Origin of the sequence: Paraburkholderia sp. RAU2J, from assembly GCF_003634845.1 — a bacterium.
GTDB classification, from domain to species: Bacteria; Pseudomonadota; Gammaproteobacteria; order Burkholderiales; family Burkholderiaceae; genus Paraburkholderia; species Paraburkholderia fynbosensis.
Genome location: NZ_RBXG01000002.1, coordinates 1,683,833 through 1,702,736, shown reverse-complemented (window position 1 = coordinate 1,702,736; position 18,904 = coordinate 1,683,833). Strand labels below are relative to the sequence as shown.

17 protein-coding genes are annotated in these 18,904 nt (G+C 60.0%); 4 read left to right on the top strand and 13 right to left on the bottom strand.

Annotated features, from left to right (window positions below):
• Positions 1-60: 60 nt before the first annotated feature.
• A complete protein-coding gene (locus B0G69_RS25050) occupies positions 61-1,455 on the top strand; it encodes an LLM class flavin-dependent oxidoreductase (RefSeq protein ID WP_121322003.1) in 1,395 nt (464 codons plus the stop codon).
• A gap of 78 nt (positions 1,456-1,533) precedes the next feature.
• Positions 1,534-2,076: a flavin reductase gene (locus B0G69_RS25045; protein ID WP_121322001.1), complete on the top strand. Its 543-nt coding sequence runs from the start codon at positions 1,534-1,536 to the stop codon at positions 2,074-2,076.
• Positions 2,077-2,226: 150 nt separating this feature from the next.
• Here the strand turns inward: B0G69_RS25045 and B0G69_RS25040 are convergent, their stop codons facing one another.
• The 7 genes from B0G69_RS25040 to B0G69_RS25010 form a co-directional block, all read right to left on the bottom strand.
• A complete protein-coding gene (locus tag B0G69_RS25040) occupies positions 2,227-3,660 on the bottom strand; it encodes a MaoC/PaaZ C-terminal domain-containing protein (RefSeq protein ID WP_158608973.1) in 1,434 nt (477 codons plus the stop codon).
• A gap of 103 nt (positions 3,661-3,763) precedes the next feature.
• On the bottom strand, positions 3,764-5,128 hold the full coding sequence (locus tag B0G69_RS25035; RefSeq protein ID WP_158608972.1) for a glycosyltransferase family 87 protein: 1,365 nt from the start codon (positions 5,126-5,128) through the stop codon (positions 3,764-3,766).
• 169 nt (positions 5,129-5,297) lie between these two features.
• The gene (locus B0G69_RS25030) at positions 5,298-6,314 is read right to left on the bottom strand and encodes a hypothetical protein (protein WP_121321995.1); all 1,017 of its coding nucleotides are present in this window, start codon (positions 6,312-6,314) and stop codon (positions 5,298-5,300) included.
• A 19-nt stretch (positions 6,315-6,333) separates the two neighbouring features.
• Positions 6,334-7,887 (bottom strand): MBOAT family O-acyltransferase, encoded by a 1,554-nt coding sequence (locus B0G69_RS25025; RefSeq protein ID WP_121321993.1) that lies wholly within the window; start codon positions 7,885-7,887, stop codon positions 6,334-6,336.
• Positions 7,888-7,928: 41 nt separating this feature from the next.
• Positions 7,929-8,186 (bottom strand): acyl carrier protein, encoded by a 258-nt coding sequence (locus B0G69_RS25020; RefSeq protein ID WP_174772039.1) that lies wholly within the window; start codon positions 8,184-8,186, stop codon positions 7,929-7,931.
• On the bottom strand, positions 8,183-9,805 hold the full coding sequence (locus B0G69_RS25015; protein ID WP_158608971.1) for an HAD-IIIC family phosphatase: 1,623 nt from the start codon (positions 9,803-9,805) through the stop codon (positions 8,183-8,185). Before B0G69_RS25015 ends, B0G69_RS25020 begins: the two co-directional genes overlap by 4 nt.
• A gap of 468 nt (positions 9,806-10,273) precedes the next feature.
• The gene (locus B0G69_RS25010; RefSeq protein ID WP_121321989.1) at positions 10,274-11,239 is read right to left on the bottom strand and encodes a ribose-phosphate pyrophosphokinase; all 966 of its coding nucleotides are present in this window, start codon (positions 11,237-11,239) and stop codon (positions 10,274-10,276) included.
• Between the two features lie 313 nt (positions 11,240-11,552).
• Between B0G69_RS25010 and B0G69_RS25005 the strand changes: the two genes are divergently transcribed.
• Together B0G69_RS25005 and B0G69_RS25000 are read left to right on the top strand one after the other, a co-directional pair.
• Positions 11,553-12,239, top strand: coding sequence for an HAD family phosphatase (locus B0G69_RS25005; protein ID WP_121321987.1), 687 nt, complete (start codon positions 11,553-11,555; stop codon positions 12,237-12,239).
• Between the two features lie 242 nt (positions 12,240-12,481).
• On the top strand, positions 12,482-12,724 hold the full coding sequence (locus B0G69_RS25000) for a hypothetical protein (RefSeq protein ID WP_121321985.1): 243 nt from the start codon (positions 12,482-12,484) through the stop codon (positions 12,722-12,724).
• A gap of 124 nt (positions 12,725-12,848) precedes the next feature.
• On the opposite strand, the gene B0G69_RS24995 is transcribed toward B0G69_RS25000, so the two are convergent.
• The 6 genes from B0G69_RS24995 to B0G69_RS24970 form a co-directional block, all read right to left on the bottom strand.
• Positions 12,849-13,241 (bottom strand): carboxymuconolactone decarboxylase family protein, encoded by a 393-nt coding sequence (locus tag B0G69_RS24995; protein ID WP_121321983.1) that lies wholly within the window; start codon positions 13,239-13,241, stop codon positions 12,849-12,851.
• A gap of 45 nt (positions 13,242-13,286) precedes the next feature.
• Positions 13,287-14,000: an N-acetyltransferase gene (locus tag B0G69_RS24990; protein ID WP_121323866.1), complete on the bottom strand. Its 714-nt coding sequence runs from the start codon at positions 13,998-14,000 to the stop codon at positions 13,287-13,289.
• Positions 14,001-14,042: 42 nt separating this feature from the next.
• On the bottom strand, positions 14,043-15,518 hold the full coding sequence (locus tag B0G69_RS24985; RefSeq protein WP_121321981.1) for a glycosyltransferase: 1,476 nt from the start codon (positions 15,516-15,518) through the stop codon (positions 14,043-14,045).
• Positions 15,519-15,531: 13 nt separating this feature from the next.
• On the bottom strand, positions 15,532-16,617 hold the full coding sequence (locus B0G69_RS24980; RefSeq protein ID WP_121321979.1) for a glycosyltransferase: 1,086 nt from the start codon (positions 16,615-16,617) through the stop codon (positions 15,532-15,534).
• Positions 16,618-16,622: 5 nt separating this feature from the next.
• Positions 16,623-17,771, bottom strand: a complete 1,149-nt coding sequence (locus B0G69_RS24975) for a glycosyltransferase (RefSeq protein WP_241991457.1) — start codon at positions 17,769-17,771, stop codon at positions 16,623-16,625.
• Positions 17,772-17,932: 161 nt separating this feature from the next.
• A complete protein-coding gene (locus tag B0G69_RS24970) occupies positions 17,933-18,904 on the bottom strand; it encodes a polysaccharide deacetylase (protein WP_241991456.1) in 972 nt (323 codons plus the stop codon).

Below are 18,904 nucleotides of genomic sequence, written 5' to 3'. Positions count from 1 at the left end.
CCACGCACCACCACTCGAAAGTCCGTCATAAGCATTCGTCCAACTCAGCCGGAAGACATCATGCCGAAGGAAATCGTTCTCAACGCATTTGACATGAACTGCGTCGGTCACATCCAGCAAGGCATGTGGACCCATCCGCGCGATCAGTCCAGCCGCTACACCGACCTTCAATACTGGACCGACTACGCCCGCACGCTGGAAGCGGGTCTGTTCGACGGCATCTTTTTCGCCGACGTCGCGGGCGTCTACGATGTCTACGGCGGCAATCCGCAAGCGGCGATTCGCGGCGCCGTGCAGGTGCCGGTCAACGACCCGACACTGCTGATTCCCGCGATGGCCGCGGTCACGCATCATCTGTCGTTCGGCGTCACGTCGAATCTGTCGGTCGAACAACCGTATCTGTTCGCGCGGCGCATGTCGACGCTCGATCATCTGACGCGCGGCCGGGTCGGCTGGAATATCGTCACCGGTTATCTGGACAGTGCGTCGCGCGCGATCGGGCTCGCCGGACAAATGGCGCACGACGACCGCTACGACCTCGCCGACGAATACATGGAGCTGGTCTACAAACTGTGGGAATGCAGTTGGGAAGACGGCGCGGTGCTGCGTGACAAAGCGCGCGGCGTCTATGCGGACCCGGCGAAAGTGCACGTGATCCACCACCACGGCAAGCAGTATCGCGTCGATGCGATGCATCTGAGCGAGCCGTCGCCGCAGCGCACACCGGTGCTCTATCAGGCCGGCTCGTCGGCGCGCGGCAAACGCTTTGCGGCGGCGCACGCGGAGTGCGTGTTCGTCAACGGCCAGGCGAAGCCCGCGGTGAAAGCGATCGTCGACGACATTCGCGCGCATGCCGTCGCCGGCGGCCGCGAGGCGGACGATATCAAGGTGCTGCTCGGACAAACCGTCATCACGGGCCGCACCGAGCGCGACGCGCTGGAGAAGTACGAGGAGTACCGGCGTTACGTCAGTTCGGAGGCGGCGCTCGTGCATGCGGCGGCGTCGCTCGGTATCGACTTCGCGCGCTACGACCTCGATGAGCCGATCGACACCGGCAAGAGCCAGGCGATCGTGTCGAACGTCGAAGCGATGACGCGCGCCGCCGGGCCGCAATGGACCAAACGCAAGCTGCTCGAACAGATGGTGCTCGGCAGCCGGCAGACGCCGCTCGTCGGTTCGGCCGACCGGATCGCGAGCGAGCTGATCGCGTGGACAGAGGAAACCGGCGTGGACGGTTTCAATCTGTCGCGCACCGTTGCGCCGGAATGCTTCGGGGATTTCATAGACCTGGTGGTGCCGATCCTGCAGGAACGCGGCGCCTACAAGCGCGCGTATCGCGAAGGCACGTTGCGCGAGAAGCTGTTCGGTCATGCGCGCCTGCCGTCGACTCATACGGCGGCACGGTTTCGCTCACCCGCCTGCGCCGTGGCCGCTACCGGCGACGTATCGAACTGATGCCGCCACGGCGCGGTTCACTTTGTGTCATGCGTGCCGCCGCATTCATGACACGCCGATTCATCAGCAGAGGTCCCCATGCTTGACAGGAGCATCTTCCGTGACGCCATGGCCGGACTCGGCACGGCCGTCAACATCATCACGAGCGATGGCGCCGCGGGGCTCGCCGGCTGCACCGCGTCGGCGGTATGCGGCGTGACGGACGAGCCGCCTACCCTGCTCGTCTGCATCAATCGCAGCAGCCGCAACAACGCGGCTTTCCGCAGCAACGGCAAGCTCTGCGTGAACGTGCTGAGCGCCGAACAGCAAACGCTCGCCGCGCACTTCGCGACCAGTGCGCTGCCGATCGCGGAACGCTTCGCCGCCGCGCAATGGGAACGGCTCGTCACCGGTGCCCCGGTGCTGCATGGGGCGCTGGCATCATTGGACTGCGAGATCGAATCGGTAACCGAGGTCGGCACGCACACGGTGTTCTTCTGCGCGGTGAAGGACGCGCGTACGCATGTCGCGGGGGATGCGCTGATTTACTACGGGCGCCGGTATCACCGGGTTGGCGCGCGCTCGGTGCATGCGGCGCATCGGGCCGAGGCCGATGCGGGGGCGGCTGTTCCGGCGCGCTAAGACAGTGCTGATCGAGCCGTGTCAACGCGACTGATCGCGATGGCGCATGCGTAATCTTTCCGGGCCACGACTGAAGGCGGCCATGCCGATTCGCTTTGTCACGCCGCAGGCGTTCCGCGCGGCCTTTTCAGCAAGGCCGTCCGCGTGGCGTCATGCGGCCTGCTCGCTCCTGAATTCGCCCAGCACACCCAAGATGGTTTCCACCGGGTCATGTGTTTTGACTTCGACAATGCTGAGTGTCTGATCAGATGGCAGACGAGGTAAACGTCCAACTTTGATCGCCAGCTTTTTGTCGCACGCACAAAGATAGTTACAGAGATTTTCCCCGGCTGCTTTGGCGGCAGCATATTCGCCCATATTCAGATATGCCGTTTCGACAGCGACCGAAGACGGATAAAACATGGTGAATTTCTCTGGCGTGATCTGGCGTATGGATTGCCAGCACGTATAAAAGCCTTCGACGTAGTACCGGGAAAAACGCGCGAACAAGTCACTGGAAAATTTACCGCGGGCTGCAACAAAAATCGGCGGAGTTGCAAAATAGTAGACGTGGGTGGGCGTCCATCCATCGCCAAGGCCCTTCTGAAGATCCTCTGGCGGATCGAACATATCGTAGGCGAGGCTGGCCGACTTGCCTCCGCCGTCGTTGATATCGGCAACGACCGCTTGCGCATCGTCCTTGCCGCGATGATAAGTGAGACGCACCTCGGCTCCGCCCACCGCCAGGATCTTCGCGCACAATTCACCGAGTCCACGCGATCCGCCTATGACGAGCGCGCGCTGCCCAGCGAACATTTCAGCGTCTGGAATTAGCGCCTTTAGCTCCGCGCAAGTTTTTTGCTTATGCGGCGCGGGACGCAACATCGCTTGAATGACGCCCGTTGCACCATCCGCAACGATATCGACAGACAAACGGCGGAAGCGGTCATCGTAATTGACAACCTTCCAGTCCAATCTTCCTCCGTTCTCCGCAGTGCTGGACGAAGGCGAAAAACTGACAGACAGCCCGGAGTAAATTGAGTGCAATCCGGGACATTCCATTCCTATCAAACGCGTGGTTGCAAGAATGAGGGCGACCTGTCCCAAGGGGACTTTCTGCGTAAGAACAGGGAATCGCTCTCGCACATCCGCCGTGTCCAACTCAAGAGGAATGCTTCCCTGGGCATTGTCTAGCGAAGATTCGCTTCGCTCATGACAGTCCTTCACACCGGGTGACCGGTCTATGAAAGCAATGTCCATCTCATCTGCAGAAAGCTCGACATGAACGGTTGCGCATTCTGCGCCATTGCATTCAAGAACAATTTTTTTATGCTGGTCGTGATCCTGTACCAAACGGAAGAGTACTTCTTCATCGACCCGGACGGGGTTGCGGAATACACACGACACCTTGGCCAGCGCTGTTTTTGGCGTATTCGCCAACCCTTCTTCGATCGCCCATAGCAACAGATGCATGCCATGCACAATGGGACGACCAAATTGCGAGCGCCGGGCTTTTAATGCATCTACATGCACGGGATTGCTGTCGCCCGACAGGAGGGCAAAAGAATTCTGGTCTTCTATCCTGAAACGTCGCGATGCAGGCATGCTAGCACTCCCCGTAATCATCAATCCCTTGATCAGCCGTCCCGCAAACAGGCGCGGCGATGCCGCCGGCCATCCCCTGCGTGACGCCAAGCGCTCACACAGCTCAACCGCGTGACATGCCAAACCAGCGCCGGTTTCGCGTTCGCGGCTCGGTGTGGGTTGCGGGCTCCGTGCGTGTGGTTTCGCGAACCATCAGCCATGCGACGACGGCCGCGGCCACAAGGAAGCAGATCTGGATCGGGTTGACGGGCCCTTGCGCGAGATTGAGGATGCGATTGTCGTTCGCGACGATCAGGTACGCGAGTGCAAGGACGATCAACGGTTTCGATATCACCTGGCCGCCATATTTTTCCGCGTTTCGGAGCAGCGTCAGGAACGTCAGCATGAACAACGGCAGAAGTCCGCCGAAGTGATGCACCCAGACGATCGGCGACGCTGCCGTGAAGCACAGCTGGGCGAGCAGGAACGACGGCAGCGGGGGTTCTTTCCTGGTGCGGAAACTCCACCACAGGCCGATTGCGATCAATACCAGTGCGGAGGCGACCGTTACCTGCTGGACGATTGGTCGATAGTCGGCGAAGTGGTTCTCGAAGAACACCTGGTCATTGCCGTTCTGAAAGAATCGATGCATGACGCCGTTGATCGACGTGTTGCCGAAGTAGGCTTCGCCTCGAGCGCCCATGTAGGCAAGCGCGTGCCGGTAGCCGATGAACTGCTCGAAGCCGTACATCGAGATCGCGAGCAGCGTGGCTGGCACGACGACGCCGAGCCATGCCGCTACGAAACGCATGTCGCGCCGGAACAGTCCCCAGATGAGGAACAGCCCGAACTGCGGCTTGATCAATGCGCAAATGCCCATCAGCACGCCAGCCCATCCACGCTGTCCGCTGGCATAGGCAATACACGCGAAGACCGTCGCGCAGGCTATCCAGGCCTGAATCTGACCCAGATACAGTGTCCAGATCACCGGATAGAAGAACCACGTGGACACGAAGCCGAGCGCCATCAACGCAAGGCGAGAGCGAGCGTCCGTCGTGATCGATTCGAGGCCGAGTTCGCTCGCCATCACGACGGACAGGCGAGCCATGCCCAGCGCGGTGAGCAGGACGATCAGGTGGTTGAACAGGTTGAGATGCCAATAGTCGAGTATATGCAGCTTGTCAAAAAGCTCGAAGAACAGCAGCGACGTCGGCGGATACTGGAATTTTTCGTGCTGCGTAAAGAACACCGCATCGTAAAGATCCTGGCCGGAATGTTGATGAACCTGCAAATAGGCTTTCAGCATGAATTGCCAGGAATCCTTGCCATACCAATCGTGGCCATCGCTGATGACCAGCATCTGGCGCATCGTGGTCAACGTATTCTGAAAGCCGAGACGCGACTGAAGCACGCTCAATACGACCGTGCTGATGACGATAAAGAACAGTGTGGCCAACACTGTTCGCCGCAACGAACCCGTTTGATTCATGGAGACCTCACTCTCATCCATTTTTGGATCATCGAAGTGCCAAGTCCTGCAATTTCCCAGCGCGCTTTCCGACAGAACCGGCAGGCGTCGCGCTCATGCCGAGCGCGCATACAGCCGCAATGCCACTGCCGACCGGCGCGCGCCGCTGCACATTGCGCCCCAGGACGGACTACTGGACCGCGACCTGAGCGTTGATGCCGAGTGTTCGCGCGACCGTGCCCGTCCATACTTCCGCGCCGGCCCGGTTCAGGTGGTTGCGGTCGCCAAAGTACTTCCATGGCAACACAGGAATCAGGTCACCCGTCACATGGAAATTCGGATGCCGTTGCCTGAAGCTGTCGATATAGGCGGTGTAGTTTTTCCGGAAGCCTGCGGGCAGTCCCTTGTAGCTCAGATCACTCATCGGCATCGGGACGAAATTCACCTCGATCCCTTTCTGCGCAAACAGTGTCAGCAAGCGATCGAAGTAGGCGTCAAAGATGGGTCTGCTGCGAAAGCCCGACATTGCGGTCACTTCGAAGCTCAGTTCGGTCGAACCGTCCTCGGTACCGAAGCTGTGATAGCCGCGCTGGCGCTTCACCTCGTCGAGCCATTCGTCGTTGGTATGCTTGCGCTGGTAGACCATCCCCGCCTTCATGCTGCCCGTATAGAACGCCGGAAAATGCGACGCATACAGGAAGTTGGTCAGGCGGTCCTCGATCGATCCCGTCTGCGAGACCGAGTACAGCGATCTGTCATTAAGCGATTCCGAGAGCTTGCGGACTTCCTCCATCTCACTGAAGCTCAGGAAGCTGAACAGCGCCGCACGGGTCCAGTACGAATCGGCCGTGGCGAAGTGATACGGCGAGATCGACAGGATGACCTTGCGCGGCAGGTTTGGGCACTTCAGTATGCGCTGCGCGACATAGTAGGTCTCGACGGGCGTGGCGCCGCCGAGCGCGAGATTGATGGTCGATGGGTCGAGACGCGCCGGTATCAGGCCCGCGACGGCACGCGAGTCGCCGATGATCACGGTCGCGTCCTTGCGACATTCGCTGATCATCTCGTCCTTCGCCACCCACATCGGGTATTCCGGGTCGAGAAACCACATGGGTCCTCGCGCGGCCCACACCCAGGAAGCGCCGACGAGCAGCACGAACACCAGCCCGACTGCACGGAAGAAACTGCCAAACTCCGACGTTTTCACGGCTCACGATCCCTTGCAGTCAGAATTGGAAGTACAGGAACTCGGTTGCGCCGGACAGATGCAGCAGCGCGGCCGCTGCAAGCACGCCGATCGCGACGCCCCATCCCGCTTTCGGCCGCCACTGCAGCGCCGCAGGCAGGCTGGTGCGGACCTTGTCAAGCACGGGCGAATAGCGCGCCATGATCTCGTTCGAGTTGGGCAGCAGCAGCGCAATGGCGAACGCGATCCCGATCTTCACCCAGTTTTTGAAGGCCAGCAGTGACTCGAGTTCGTAAGTGGGTGCGGCCGTCGGATGTTGCAGTCCCAACATGCCCGTGATCAGGTGTATCGCATCGTGCACCGATGCCGCGCGGAACATGATCTGCGCGAGCAGCACGGCAAGATAGGTAATGAGCCACTGCGCCACGACGACGCTTGCCCTGCGCAACCACGGTTGCGGCTCAGCCGGTTGTTTGGGCCCAAAAATCCGCCATGCGTGATTGATCGTCAGGTAGGCCGAATGCAGCAACCCGAATACAAGGAACTGGAATCCCGCACCATGCCAGATGCCGGCGAGGGTCATCGTGAAAAAGAGCGGCAGCGCGACCATCGTCGCAAAACCGGCCGGTGTCGCCGTCGCCTTGCGGGAGACCAGCGCGCCGCGCGCCGCGCGGCGCCGCATGACCCAAAGCGCGATCGGGTTGTAGAGGTACAGGTTGAGGTAACGGGTCAGCGTCATGTGCCAACGCTGCCAGAAATCGATGATGCATGTTGCCTTGTACGGCGAGTTGAAATTAGCCGGGAAGCGGATTCCGAACATGCGCGCAAGCCCGACAGCCATGTCCGAGTAGCCCGAAAAGTCGAAATAGAGCTGCATCGAATAGGCCAGCGCGCCGCACCAGGCGGCTTCAGCCGGCAATGCGTCGCGGAAGCCGAATGCGAACTGGACCGTCTCCGACAGTCCGTCTGCGATGATCAACTTCTTCGCCAGACCGATCGTGAAGATGCTGAGTCCAACAGCGAGGTTCTCCTGGTTCAGGCGATAGGTCTCGCGGTTTTCGAACTGCGGCATCATTTCGCGGTGATGCAGGATCGGCCCGGCGATCAGATGCGGAAAGAACGTGACGAACATCACGTATTCAAGCAGGTTCTTGCCTTTCGCAATGCCGGACTTGCAATCGACGAGATAGCCGATCTGCGTAAATGTGAAAAACGAAATGCCAAGCGGGAGAATCACACTGGTCGTGGACAGATGCGGCACGATGCCGATTTCCGACAGCCAGTCCAGCAGCGGGAACAGATACTTGTAGAAGAACAGCAGCCCGAGGTTTGCCGCGATGCCGCCCGTCAGCGCCGCGAGCTGCATGCGCGGCCGGTTCGCGAGCCGTTGCAGCACAAGCCCGCAGCTGAAGTTGAACGCGATCGAGGCGAGCAGCAGGAACACGAAACTGACGTTCCACCACGCGTAGAAAACAATCGACGTGACGGCGATCCAGGCCGCCGCCGCGCGAACCGCGACGCGAGCGAGCGCGTAGTAGCCGACGACGCTAATCGGCAGGAACGCAAACAGGAAGATATACGAGTTGAATAGCATGTCGGCCGGTCACAGAAGTTTGCGCGTCGTTATTCGAATGTTTATTGCGACTGCTTGCTGCGGATCAGATCGACCAGCTCGCCGACATCCTTCAGACTCTCGATTTCAGCCGTCTGAAACTTGACCTTGAAGCGCATTTCGCAAGCGATGATGATGCTGATGTGATTCAGGGAATCCCATTTGTCGATGTCGTCAGCGGTACTGTCCATTGTCAGGACCAGATCGTCGTCGTCGAAGATCTCGCGGAAGATCTCGGTCACTTTGCCGAGAATGTCGTCAGTGCTAATAGTGTCCGTCATGATCCGGTCCTGATGGGTTCGATGTGTGTCTGGAAAGGCGTGAATTCGGTGGTGACGCATCGCCACGTCGTCCTTTCGTCGTCGTGTTCGGCGATTCGCGTGAAGCCGAGCTTCTGGTAATGCTCCCGGACCATGCCGTTTTTCGCGGTGGCCCGGTATTCCCCGATCAGCGTCCGTGCGCCCACTTCCCTCGCGCGCGCGACCAGCAGATTCATCGTCGCTTGCTCGACCTGTCGACCCAGCACCCTGCAACTCATCAGCCAGGTATCGATGAACAACTCACCACCGCCCGGTTCGCGCGGCCGCGCGATGACGATCCCGATGATGCCGTTGTCGCCGTATCGATCGGTCAGTCGCAACTGCAAGGTCACTATGCCTTTCTCCTGCATTGCGGCGGTCACTTCCGCGTCGGTGTAGCGTCGCGTGGTCAGGTTGAATTGATTGGTCTTGTTGATCAGCTGGGTGATGCGCTGCAGGCCGACGAGATCGAAGGGCTGCCATTCGAGGCGCATCTCCAACGACGCCAAGTACCCCGCCAGATCGGTCGCTGCGGAGCGCAACGATTCGCGCTGCAGATTGCCCTGATACTGCGCGGTACGCTCGCGGTCCTCCGAGGTGATCCCGATGGATTCGAAATAGCCGGCGTCCGCGATACAGCGGCCATAGAGCGCCGGGTCGGCGGGCAGTTCGGGCACTGCAACCATCGGCAACTCACGCCGCACGATATTTCGTTCGAACGGGTTGTCGTCCGCAAACACCAGCGCGTCGAGGCCGATGTTCAGCGCTTGCGCGATACGGCGCAGGTTTGACGCCTTGTCTTCCCAATTGGCGACCAGACAGGCGATGTCGGAGCGATTCAACACCATCTCAGGGTGCTGGTCGAACGGTTCCCACGCGTTGGCTTCATCGTTCTTCGAACAGACGGCCAGGATGATCCCGCGCCGTGACAGGTCCTTCGCGTAGCACTGGAACGACGCGTACGCTTCGCCGAGCGCGCTGCCCTGGCCGATGACTATGCCGGCGAGGCCGTCATCGCCGATCACGCCGCCCCAGAGTGTGTTGTCGAGGTCGAGTACCAGGCATTTGTACGAACGGCCGCGCCGCGCGGCGACGAGCCGTGCGACGAGTTCGCCATAGAACGGCCCGGCGGCCGGCGAGATCTCCTGCTTCGCGCGATGCCACAGCATCGGGTCGTGCCATGCAGTAAGACCATCAACCGCAATTCGCGCATCGAGCGCGAGAATATCGACTCCGTCCTCGTCCGCAGCGGCCCGCATGCGCTGGTTGACCCGCTCGATGAGCGCGCGCATCGAGCCCGGCAGCCGATGCTCGTTGTTGCCAATGAGGGGCAGCGCGATGGGCAGGACAGCCTGCTGGATCACCTGCACGGCGCTCGAGTGCGCCGCCCGCCGCCAAAGCCCGCGCAGCATGTCGATCGTATGCTCGACCAGACTGTCGGCGGCGGCCGCGTCCATCGCGGCGTCGGGTTGGCCGAGCAGCGTGCGTGCGTCGAACGAAAACAGCACCACATTCGCACCGAACGCGTGAAACGCCGACTCGGGTTCGTTGAGCTCCTGCATGTATTGACCGTAGTCGCCCGCATGGACCTCGCACCACATGCCGCGGCGCAGGCATCCAACTCGCAGAGCAGCCACCAGATGATCGGTGGTCGAACCGCTGAACACGGCCAGCCGGACCGGCTCGCCAATGGCTTCCCGCGCAAGCTCCGGGAACGCCTTCCGACATGCGCGGTCAAGACGATTCGTTTGAACAAAATCGAGCCGACTGTTCGCCAGCCTCACGAAGTCATGCCAGCGTGTCTCTTGTGAATGCGCGCCGTTGAGGGAGCCAAGCTGAACGGAAAAATCAGATGATTCCGGTAACCAATGCATACGATGCGGCTCCACGGTTCATATAATCGGACGCGCAAATCAGTCGCAAGACGCGAAGCCTGCGAAGCACGGTATCGCGATAACGCGCCCGGCATATGTTCGTTTGCACACAGAGGTGAGCGAATGTCGGAACCGGTATCGTTCTCAACAAGCTCGAAAGCGCCCCGTTAGTTTTTGATTATCATTTTTGACCGTTCAGGAATGGGAATAACTATCGGCAAATAGCGACATCACCGAGTCGCCACGCCGAATCCGCAAGAAGGTCTCGGCGAGCAGGCTCGCGCTCGAGAGCGGGCGGATCTTCTTGCAGGCCAACGATTCGGGCGAGAGCGGAATCGTGTCGGTGACGACAAGTTCGTCCAGCTCCGACGCCGCGATACGTCCGGCTGCGCCACCCGACAGGACGGGATGAGTCGCGTAGGCAAAAACCCGCTTCGCGCCGCACCGTTTCAACGTCTCGGCGGCCTTGCAAAGCGTGCCGGCTGTGTCGACCATATCGTCCATGATGACGCAGGTACGGTTTTCGACTTCCCCGATGATGTTCATCACTTCAGCGACGTTCGCCTTCGGGCGACGCTTGTCGATGATCGCGAGATCCGTGTTCATCTGCTTGGCGAGCGCGCGCGCACGCACCACGCCCCCCACGTCGGGCGACACGATCAGCAGGTCGTCGTGACTCAGCCTGCGCAGGTCGCCAAGCAAAATGGGGGTTGCATAGATGTTGTCGACGGGGATGTCGAAGAAGCCCTGAATCTGGTCGGCGTGCAGATCCATCGTGATGATCCGCTCAACGCCGGCGATTTCCAGCATGTTCGCCACGACCTTCGCCGAAATCGCCACGCGCGCCGAACGTGGGCGGCGGTCCTGGCGGGCATAGCCGAAGTACGGGATGGCTGCCGTGATCCGGCCGGCGGACGCGCGCTTGAGCGCGTCGACCATGATCATCAGCTCCATCAGGCTGTCATTCGTCGGCGGGCAGGTGGACTGAAGGACGAAGACGTCCTTGCCGCGTACGTTTTCCTGAATCTCGACCTGAATTTCACCGTCGGAAAAGCGGCTGACCATTGCCTTGCCGAGCGGGATTTCGAGGAGTTTGACGACATCCTGCGCAAGCGCGGGATTCGCGTTGCCAGTAAAAACCATAAGACCGTCATTGCTCATGGTGCACCTATGTCAGGTTGGGCCGAACGAAAAGCGGCCGGGTGATCCCGGTCAGGGACGATCGGCTGCCCCGGGTTATCACCATCTGAACTCAAAAACCCTTCGGCCACCGTTATGTATCAAACACACGCGTTTATTTTTCGGCGGGAATGCAGCGCACCGGTTCTGTGCAGTAAGGCGCTCCCGCCTTCGCGCGGCGCTTACGCAGCGCTTACGCAGCGCAGGAGATGTGATCGCATAGCCCTCGGGCTGCGGCGCGCGAGGCGGTGAGGTATTCTTGCCGGTTCCGCAAACTCTATTCCGATCCTGCCCGATGGCCGATTTCCCCTTCGACGCGGTACTCTTCGACTGCGACGGCGTGCTCGTCGACTCCGAACCCATCACCAACCGTGTGCTCACCGACATGCTCGGCGAGCTGGGTTGGCAATTGAGCGTCGAAGAGACGATGCGCATTTTCGTCGGCAAGATGGTCAAGGACGAAGCGCCGCTGATCGAGGCACGCACTGGCTTTGCTATCACCCACGAATGGCTTACGCAGTTTCGCGCACGGCGCAACGCGGCGCTCGACAGCGAACTGCGGGCGATCGACGGCGCCGCCGACGCGGTGCATGCGTTGCATCGCACGCTAAACGGACGCATTGCGGTCGCTTCGGGCGCGGACCGCGTCAAGATCGAATTGCAGCTTTTGAAGGCCGGCATCCTCGATCGTTTCGAAGGTCGCATCTTCAGCGGTCATGAAATGCCGCGCAGCAAGCCGTTTCCCGATGTTTATCTCGCTGCCGCCGCTGGCCTCGGGGTCGATCCGAAGCGTTGCGCGGTGATCGAGGATACGGTCACCGGTGCGACCGCGGGCGTCGCGGCTGGCGCCACCGTGTTCGGTTACTGCCCGTCGCACCTCGGGCACAGCAGCGCGACCGCATTGCATGGCGCGGGGGCGGTGCAGGTGTTCAAGGATATGGCTGAGTTGCCGGGGTTGCTGACGGAGTGGGTTCGCGGCTGATTGACTGGGTTGCCGATTGGGTGGTTTGCCGATCCGGGGCAGGTGTTGGCGGTTCGACGACACTCTGCGGCAAGCGAGTTGGTCGATGGCGGTCAGTTGGCGGGTTCCGTCATGCGGTCAATTCCCGCTTGATCCCAATCGCACGCGGTTTCGCGGTATATGGCATGGCGCGTGCAACTGGAACGCACGAGCGCGACACATAAACGTGCTCGTTGCCCTTCCACCCTTGCCGGAGATCCATCATGACCAGCCTCATTTTTAGCGACCTGTCGCGCTGCGACGAACTCGACCGCGCCGACGCGCAAACCGTGCGCGGCGGCAATGCCTGCTTCAAACGCGAAGAGCCGAACTGGTGTCACCCAGAACCGCCGCGGGTGTATGTCCCGCCGCACTGGAACCCCTGCTCGCCGCCACTACACTATGGCCGCGAGCCGGTTTGTCCGCCGGGCTGCTATCCGCAACCGGTGCATGTCGTGCCGCTGTGATCAGGGCTGTGACTGCGGTTGTAAGTACCGCGGTGCATGCCGCGCTTCGCATCGGCGCGCGCAACGGTGTGAAGCGCTGGGGCCCGGTCTTGCGTGACCGGGCCTCAGCGTGCGTGTCACGCGCTTATTCGAAGGCCGGATCGATCGGGACGCGATAGCCGACCGCGAGCCGATTGGTCTCGTTAGCCATCCCGACGATCGCGAGCAACTCGCCGAACATTTCGTCGGTCATGCCAGCGCGGCGCGCTGCCGTCGTGTGACTCGCGACGCAGTAGCCGCAGTTGTTGGTGACACTGACCGCGACATACAGCAGTTCCTTGACGAGCGGATCGAGCGCGCCCGGCGCCATCACTTCCTTCAGACTGTCCCACGTGCGTGCGAGCGTCGGCGGATGCTGAGCGAGGTACTTCCAGAAGTTGTTGACATCGTCGACCTGGCGGGTCTGCTTGATGTCATCGTAGACGGCTTTCACCTCAGGCGGCGCGTTGGTGTAGTCGACCGGTTGGGACTGGGACATGCGTTCTCCTTTTCCTGGTGTGGGAAAACCTGGTGCACAAACTGCTCACTGCGTACCGACCCACTCCATCCGCACTGATTCGAGTTCGCGCGGCAAACGCGGCGAAAGCGCCGCGCGGCGCGGCAACTCGACGAAGCCGAGACGCCGGTATAGATCGTATGCGCGGGTATTGCTCACCAGTACGTCAAGCACGAGTTGCTGCTTTGCGCGCGTACCGCTCGCCGTGGGTTGGCGCTGCCTTGTCGCTGCGCTCGCACGAATCGCATCGGCGAACAGCGCGCTGAACACGCCAGTACCGCGCAGTCGCTCGTGCGTCGCGCAGTGCGCAATCAAGGTCTGCGCCGACTCCGGCGCCGGCAATTCACTTTCGAGCACCAGGCCGCGCAACAGCATGCGGACCGTCCGGAACACCCCGAAAAACAGCAGCAACAACAGCGCGACATGGGGATCGTCGAACCACGTGTGGCGGCCGTCATGCATCGCGAGCACCGCCACCGGTCGGTCATCCGCGTTCACCGCCACGCGGTGACGTCGATACGAGAAGCGCCCGGACTTCGACGCGAACGCAAATACCAGAAAACTGATGCATGCCTCTGCCGGTTGGCCGAGAAAGAAGCCGAATTCGCGTACGCCCGACGCGAAAATCAGCGGCGCGCACGCGTTGGCATCGTCGATACGCGCCGCGCGGAAGCGTAGCGCGACCGGGTCGCCGGCGCGCGCCGGACCATACGTTAGGTCGCATGTGACGCCCGGCGCCATATTCATCGAAGCCATACTAAACGACATCATGGATTTCCTTGTCTACCCACGCCGATGCGTACTTTTTTCCTGCCACGACCAATACAGCACCATGCCGAAACCGACACAGACCGTGACGTCCAGAGGAATCAAAATATAATTCCCGCGCTGAAGAGCAACCAGAATCGCCGTCGTCGAATAGAGAAACGTAAAGATCTCGCCCGCCAGCAACACTGAATTGATACGCGGTGAGCTGGCGCGATAGCCTTCCTTGCCCTTTGGCGTCCGGTGAAAATCACCGTAGACGCCAAACGATGCACGCACGCCACCAGCGAAGTAGTACCACGCCATCGGCAAAAACATTGCAATGTATCTGTATGTGTCCCATAGGCTTTTTAGCACATTGAACGAGCCTTCCAAGCGGGCGCCCCTGCGCGCGCCGAATGCATTCTCCAGACCCCAGAGCACCACCAGCCCAAAGAAGATCAGCGCGCCCCAACGCATACCTGCGCCGTCGAAATGCATCAAATATGCAAGAGGCAGACTTAGCAGTATCAGGACATAAATTGATGCAAGCAGCGCTGACGAAAACATCGTGGAAATCGCATGCATCCGTTTGATCAACGGCATGCGCTGCGAGAGCATTTGCTTGACGTGCTTGAAGGCGCTGTGGATCAATCCACGTCCCCAGCGCTCTCGCTGAATACGGTACGAGCTCACGGTTTCGGGTAACACCGACATAGACACCACATCGCGCAAATAAGCGTACTTCCACTCGCCAAACTGTGCGCGGTAGCCAAGATCAACGTCTTCGGTCACGGTCGATGCGTTCCAACCTCCTAGCGCATCCACGCACTGCTTGCGCCACACGCAAGAACTGCCGCTGAGCGACGCCATATCGCCGTCTTCACTCAAACCCACCGTGACGTATTGCTGATGGCCCATTTCCATCGCCTGAAAGCGTGTGAGAAACGACACATCGCGATTCTCATAACCGATACCCGTTTGCAGGAAACCCAGTTTCGGATCCTCGAAACAAGGAATGGTTTTAAGCAAAAAATCAGCCGGCGGCACAAAGTCGGCGTCAAAGATCGCAAAAAATTCACCGCCCGACTGCTGAATGCCGTTGACCAGATTGCCCGCCTTGTATCCTTTACGATTGCTACGCTTGACCAGCCGAATGTCGACGCCCCGCGCCTTGTGTTGTTCGGCACGCAACCGGGCAAGTTCGGTCGTGCTGTCAGTCGAATCGTCAAGCACCAGAATTTCGAGCAGCCCCGCTGGATAAGAAAAATTGCAAACAGCATCGATCAACCGTTCGACGACTTCCGATTCGTTGTAGATAGGCAGCAGCACACTCACCGATGGCCAGGAATCGGTCTGTGCGCCGGAAGACGAATGCGCAAGCTCCATCAATTTGCGCTGCTCGACTTTCCGCGAAATCAGGAAGACCCGTAGCTCGAGCAAAACATAAAGCGCAAAATATACGACTACGACGAGGAAAATCGCCTGGCAAAACCAGGAAAGCAACGCAAGCATTGTGATCAGCTCCTCACAGCTTCACGACGGCGCAGATTTCCTCTAACCGATGTGCCCAGGTGTGATGCTCCTGCACGTATTTCGCGCCGGCTTCGGCGCGATCGAGATCGTCCTGCGAAGGACCATGACGCAAACGCCCGAACAGCTCGCGTGTCTCTTCGTAGGTGTTCACGACGTGGCAGAAATCGCGGAAATGACGATCAACGGCTCGACTCGGGTTCGTTACCGCGATCCCGCCACACGCGATAATTTCGAGCAGGCGTCGCGAGAACATTGTTTCGGAACTCGTGACCGAATTGACGTTGATCGATACCGCGTGCGATTTGTAGACATTGGCGGTTTCGTGATGCGCGACTTTCCCGTGCAACCGCATCTGGCTCGTCTTCGGAAAGCGAAACTCGAAATGGCGAGACAGCCGGTCGTGATTGCGGTCGAACACGTTGATCGGCATCTCGTTGTGCTCGCAGAGCTCGAACACCATGTCAAGAAAGCGACGCCGCTCGTTCAGGATGCGCCGGTAATAGCTGCCGGTGAAACAGACTTCATTGCGCGTGAAATTGAAGCCCGTGAAACTGTGAAATGCCGGTTGAAACGGCATGATCAGCGTATTCACGGGTACGTGTGCAGGCACCTGCTGGCGATAGCGTTCGAGGCATTCTTCATCGGTCGTGAAGACGTAGTCGAATGCCTTCGCTACGTCGATGAACGCATCGAAAAAAGGACCGTCATCCTTGTTCCAGAACACAGTGGGAACGCCTGCCTTCCTCGCGAAATCGACCAGACGGAAAATCGCCTTGGGTTTAGTCAGGCGCAGCAGCTTTGGCTGTTTCGCCAGTTCGTAGCGCCAACTGCCGTCCACGCCGTGAAAAGCCGATTCGACCAGCACGAGATCCGGCTTCCAATGGCTGATCACATCCCGGTAATTGCCGGGCGTCATGACGCGAACACGGCATTCCGCGGACAGACAATCGGCGGTGAAATAGTCCGTCACCAGCGCGATTTTGAGTCGGCCGAAGCGCCCCGTTCGCTCGATATCCTCGGCGACCTTTGGGTAATCGTAGACGATTGAACCCAGTTTTCTAATAACCCTGCCGACCATTTCCCTTACCCCGCACTTTTCGGTAGTGCCTTGATGACAAAGTCGCGCCACGATCGCTGCGTGGTCGCGTATTCCTTGGCCCGTTCGCCCAGCGCGGCAAGTGCCGCGCGATCACTCATTGCCGTCTCAATCACGTGCGCAAGATCGGCCGCATCACCGGCATTGAAAAACCAGCCTGCGGGACGCTCGCCCATTTCGTCGCGAAACACCGGCAGGTCCGGTACGATGACCGGCTTGCCCATTGCCATCGCTTCGACGAGTTTGATCGGCGGCACGATTTCGCAGACCTTGAACGGCTTGCGCGGAATACAGACCAGTGCGCAGCGACTCAACGTCTCCTGCGCCTTTTGCGGCGCCATGCGCCCCAGAAAGCGGATCTGTTCCGACAAGCCGAGCCGCTGTACCTGCGATTCGAGCGACTGCCGCGCTTCACCATCACCGATGAGGCTCACGGAAATCCTCACGCCGCGTGCTCGCAGTTGCGCCACGGCATCGATCAGCGTGTCGAGTCCCTCATAGGCCATCAACGAGCCCGCATAGCCGATCGTGTCATGCTCAATTTCACGGGACGCGAGCGACACGAAGCGCTCGGGTTCGACGCAGTTGGGCAGCAGGAACATGCGTTCTTTATCGATGCCCCAGCGCGCGTGTGCGAAGCGACCCAGCTGCTCTGAAATCACGAACAGGCGATCTGCGTGGCGGGCGACGAGGCCTTCGAGTTCGAGGCCTTGCTTGAAGCCTTGGCGTCCCTCGTAGTGCGGCGTGCGCGAAATACGCGTGAGTTCCCACAGGCCGCGCATTTCATACTGAAACGGAATGCCCAATTGGCGCGCCGCCAGCAATGCGGGTAACGCGTTCACATGATTCGAAGCGGCGTGAATGACCGACACGCGATGTTGCTTCGCCCGCTGCGCGACCACCCGCGCCGCCTGCATCGCATACAGCAACACCGGACGATTATTGGCGGGTCCCGCGGAATGCAGATACCGCACTTCGGCAACTTGGGTCTCTCCGCTCACGGCATCGTGCAGGCGGTCGATTCGATCGAACGGATAGCCGGGCCGCGTCATTGCATGCACGCGCCCGCCCGCCGACGTCATTGCGCGAATGACCTCGTGCGTGCGCGTCGTGTAACCGCTCGTGTGATATGGCAATGCGCTCGCGGCCACATATAGAAGCCCCCCGCCATCAGTGTCGAATGACCGCGCGGATGCACGCCGTTTCGCCCTGCGATTCAGCGTGCGGACCGTTAGCCATCGGCTCAATCCCAAGTATGGTTCGCTAACGAACGTTTGCAGAGAATCGAATGCGCTGCTCATACCCGCACGGTCCCTTGCGGCTTGAGTTCCGCGCGCGCGAGATCGACGGTTGCCGACATCTTGATCTTGCCGCGCGCGTGCAAATCGAGAAATTCGGCGGTCGTGATCACATCGTAGTCTTTTGTCAATCGACGCAAGAGCTTGCGATAGCCCTCGACACGCTGATCGTCGCGATAGGTTGCGTAGCCCTTTTCATCCCAGTACAGGAGCGACCACGAATGCAGCAGAAAAATGGAAAACGTCGGGCTCCCGCTGAATGCATCGAGCAGCAATTTGCCCCACCAGGGACGGAAGTGAAAATACGGCGACTCCGGATACGTGAGGCGCGCCCACCATTCGTCCTTGCCCACCTTCGGCAAGATCTTCTTTTCCGTCATCGGGACTTCGATCACGCCGTTCGACCACGCGTACGGCAGATTCGTCGGCTCGCTAAAAATGGCCTGTTTCGCGTGGACGGCGCACATCGAATTGTTGAACGACGCCCGCACGCCCGTGGCTTTGAGGGCGCGTATCGTGGCCGCATTCCAGCGGAACGAACCTGCCCGGTGCGCGAGAACCGGCTTGCCGGTTTGCTCCGAAATGAGATTGCCGAAATGTTTGATGACGAACTCGGCGCGGGCGTCGTCGGTATATTGATTCATATACTGCGGACGGCGCGCGAGTCCATGCTCGGCCCAGAATGAATCAGGCAAATATTCCGGGTGCGTGTGCAGTTGCACGTCCTGACCCACGGAATCGAGCCAGCGCACGACTTCGCGCGTTTCTTCCAGATACGACCACGCGCCGCATTGATCGACGAAATAGACGTGCTTGGCGCCGAACTCGTCGCCGATCTCCGCCATCTCACGAATTCCCGCGGTTCCCCGCTCGTGTACGCCCCACATGAGTCGCTTGACGTGATCGTGCGGCGCGCGTTTGGGCAGCGCTTCGGTATCGACCGTCAACATGGCATAGCGATTCTTTTGCAT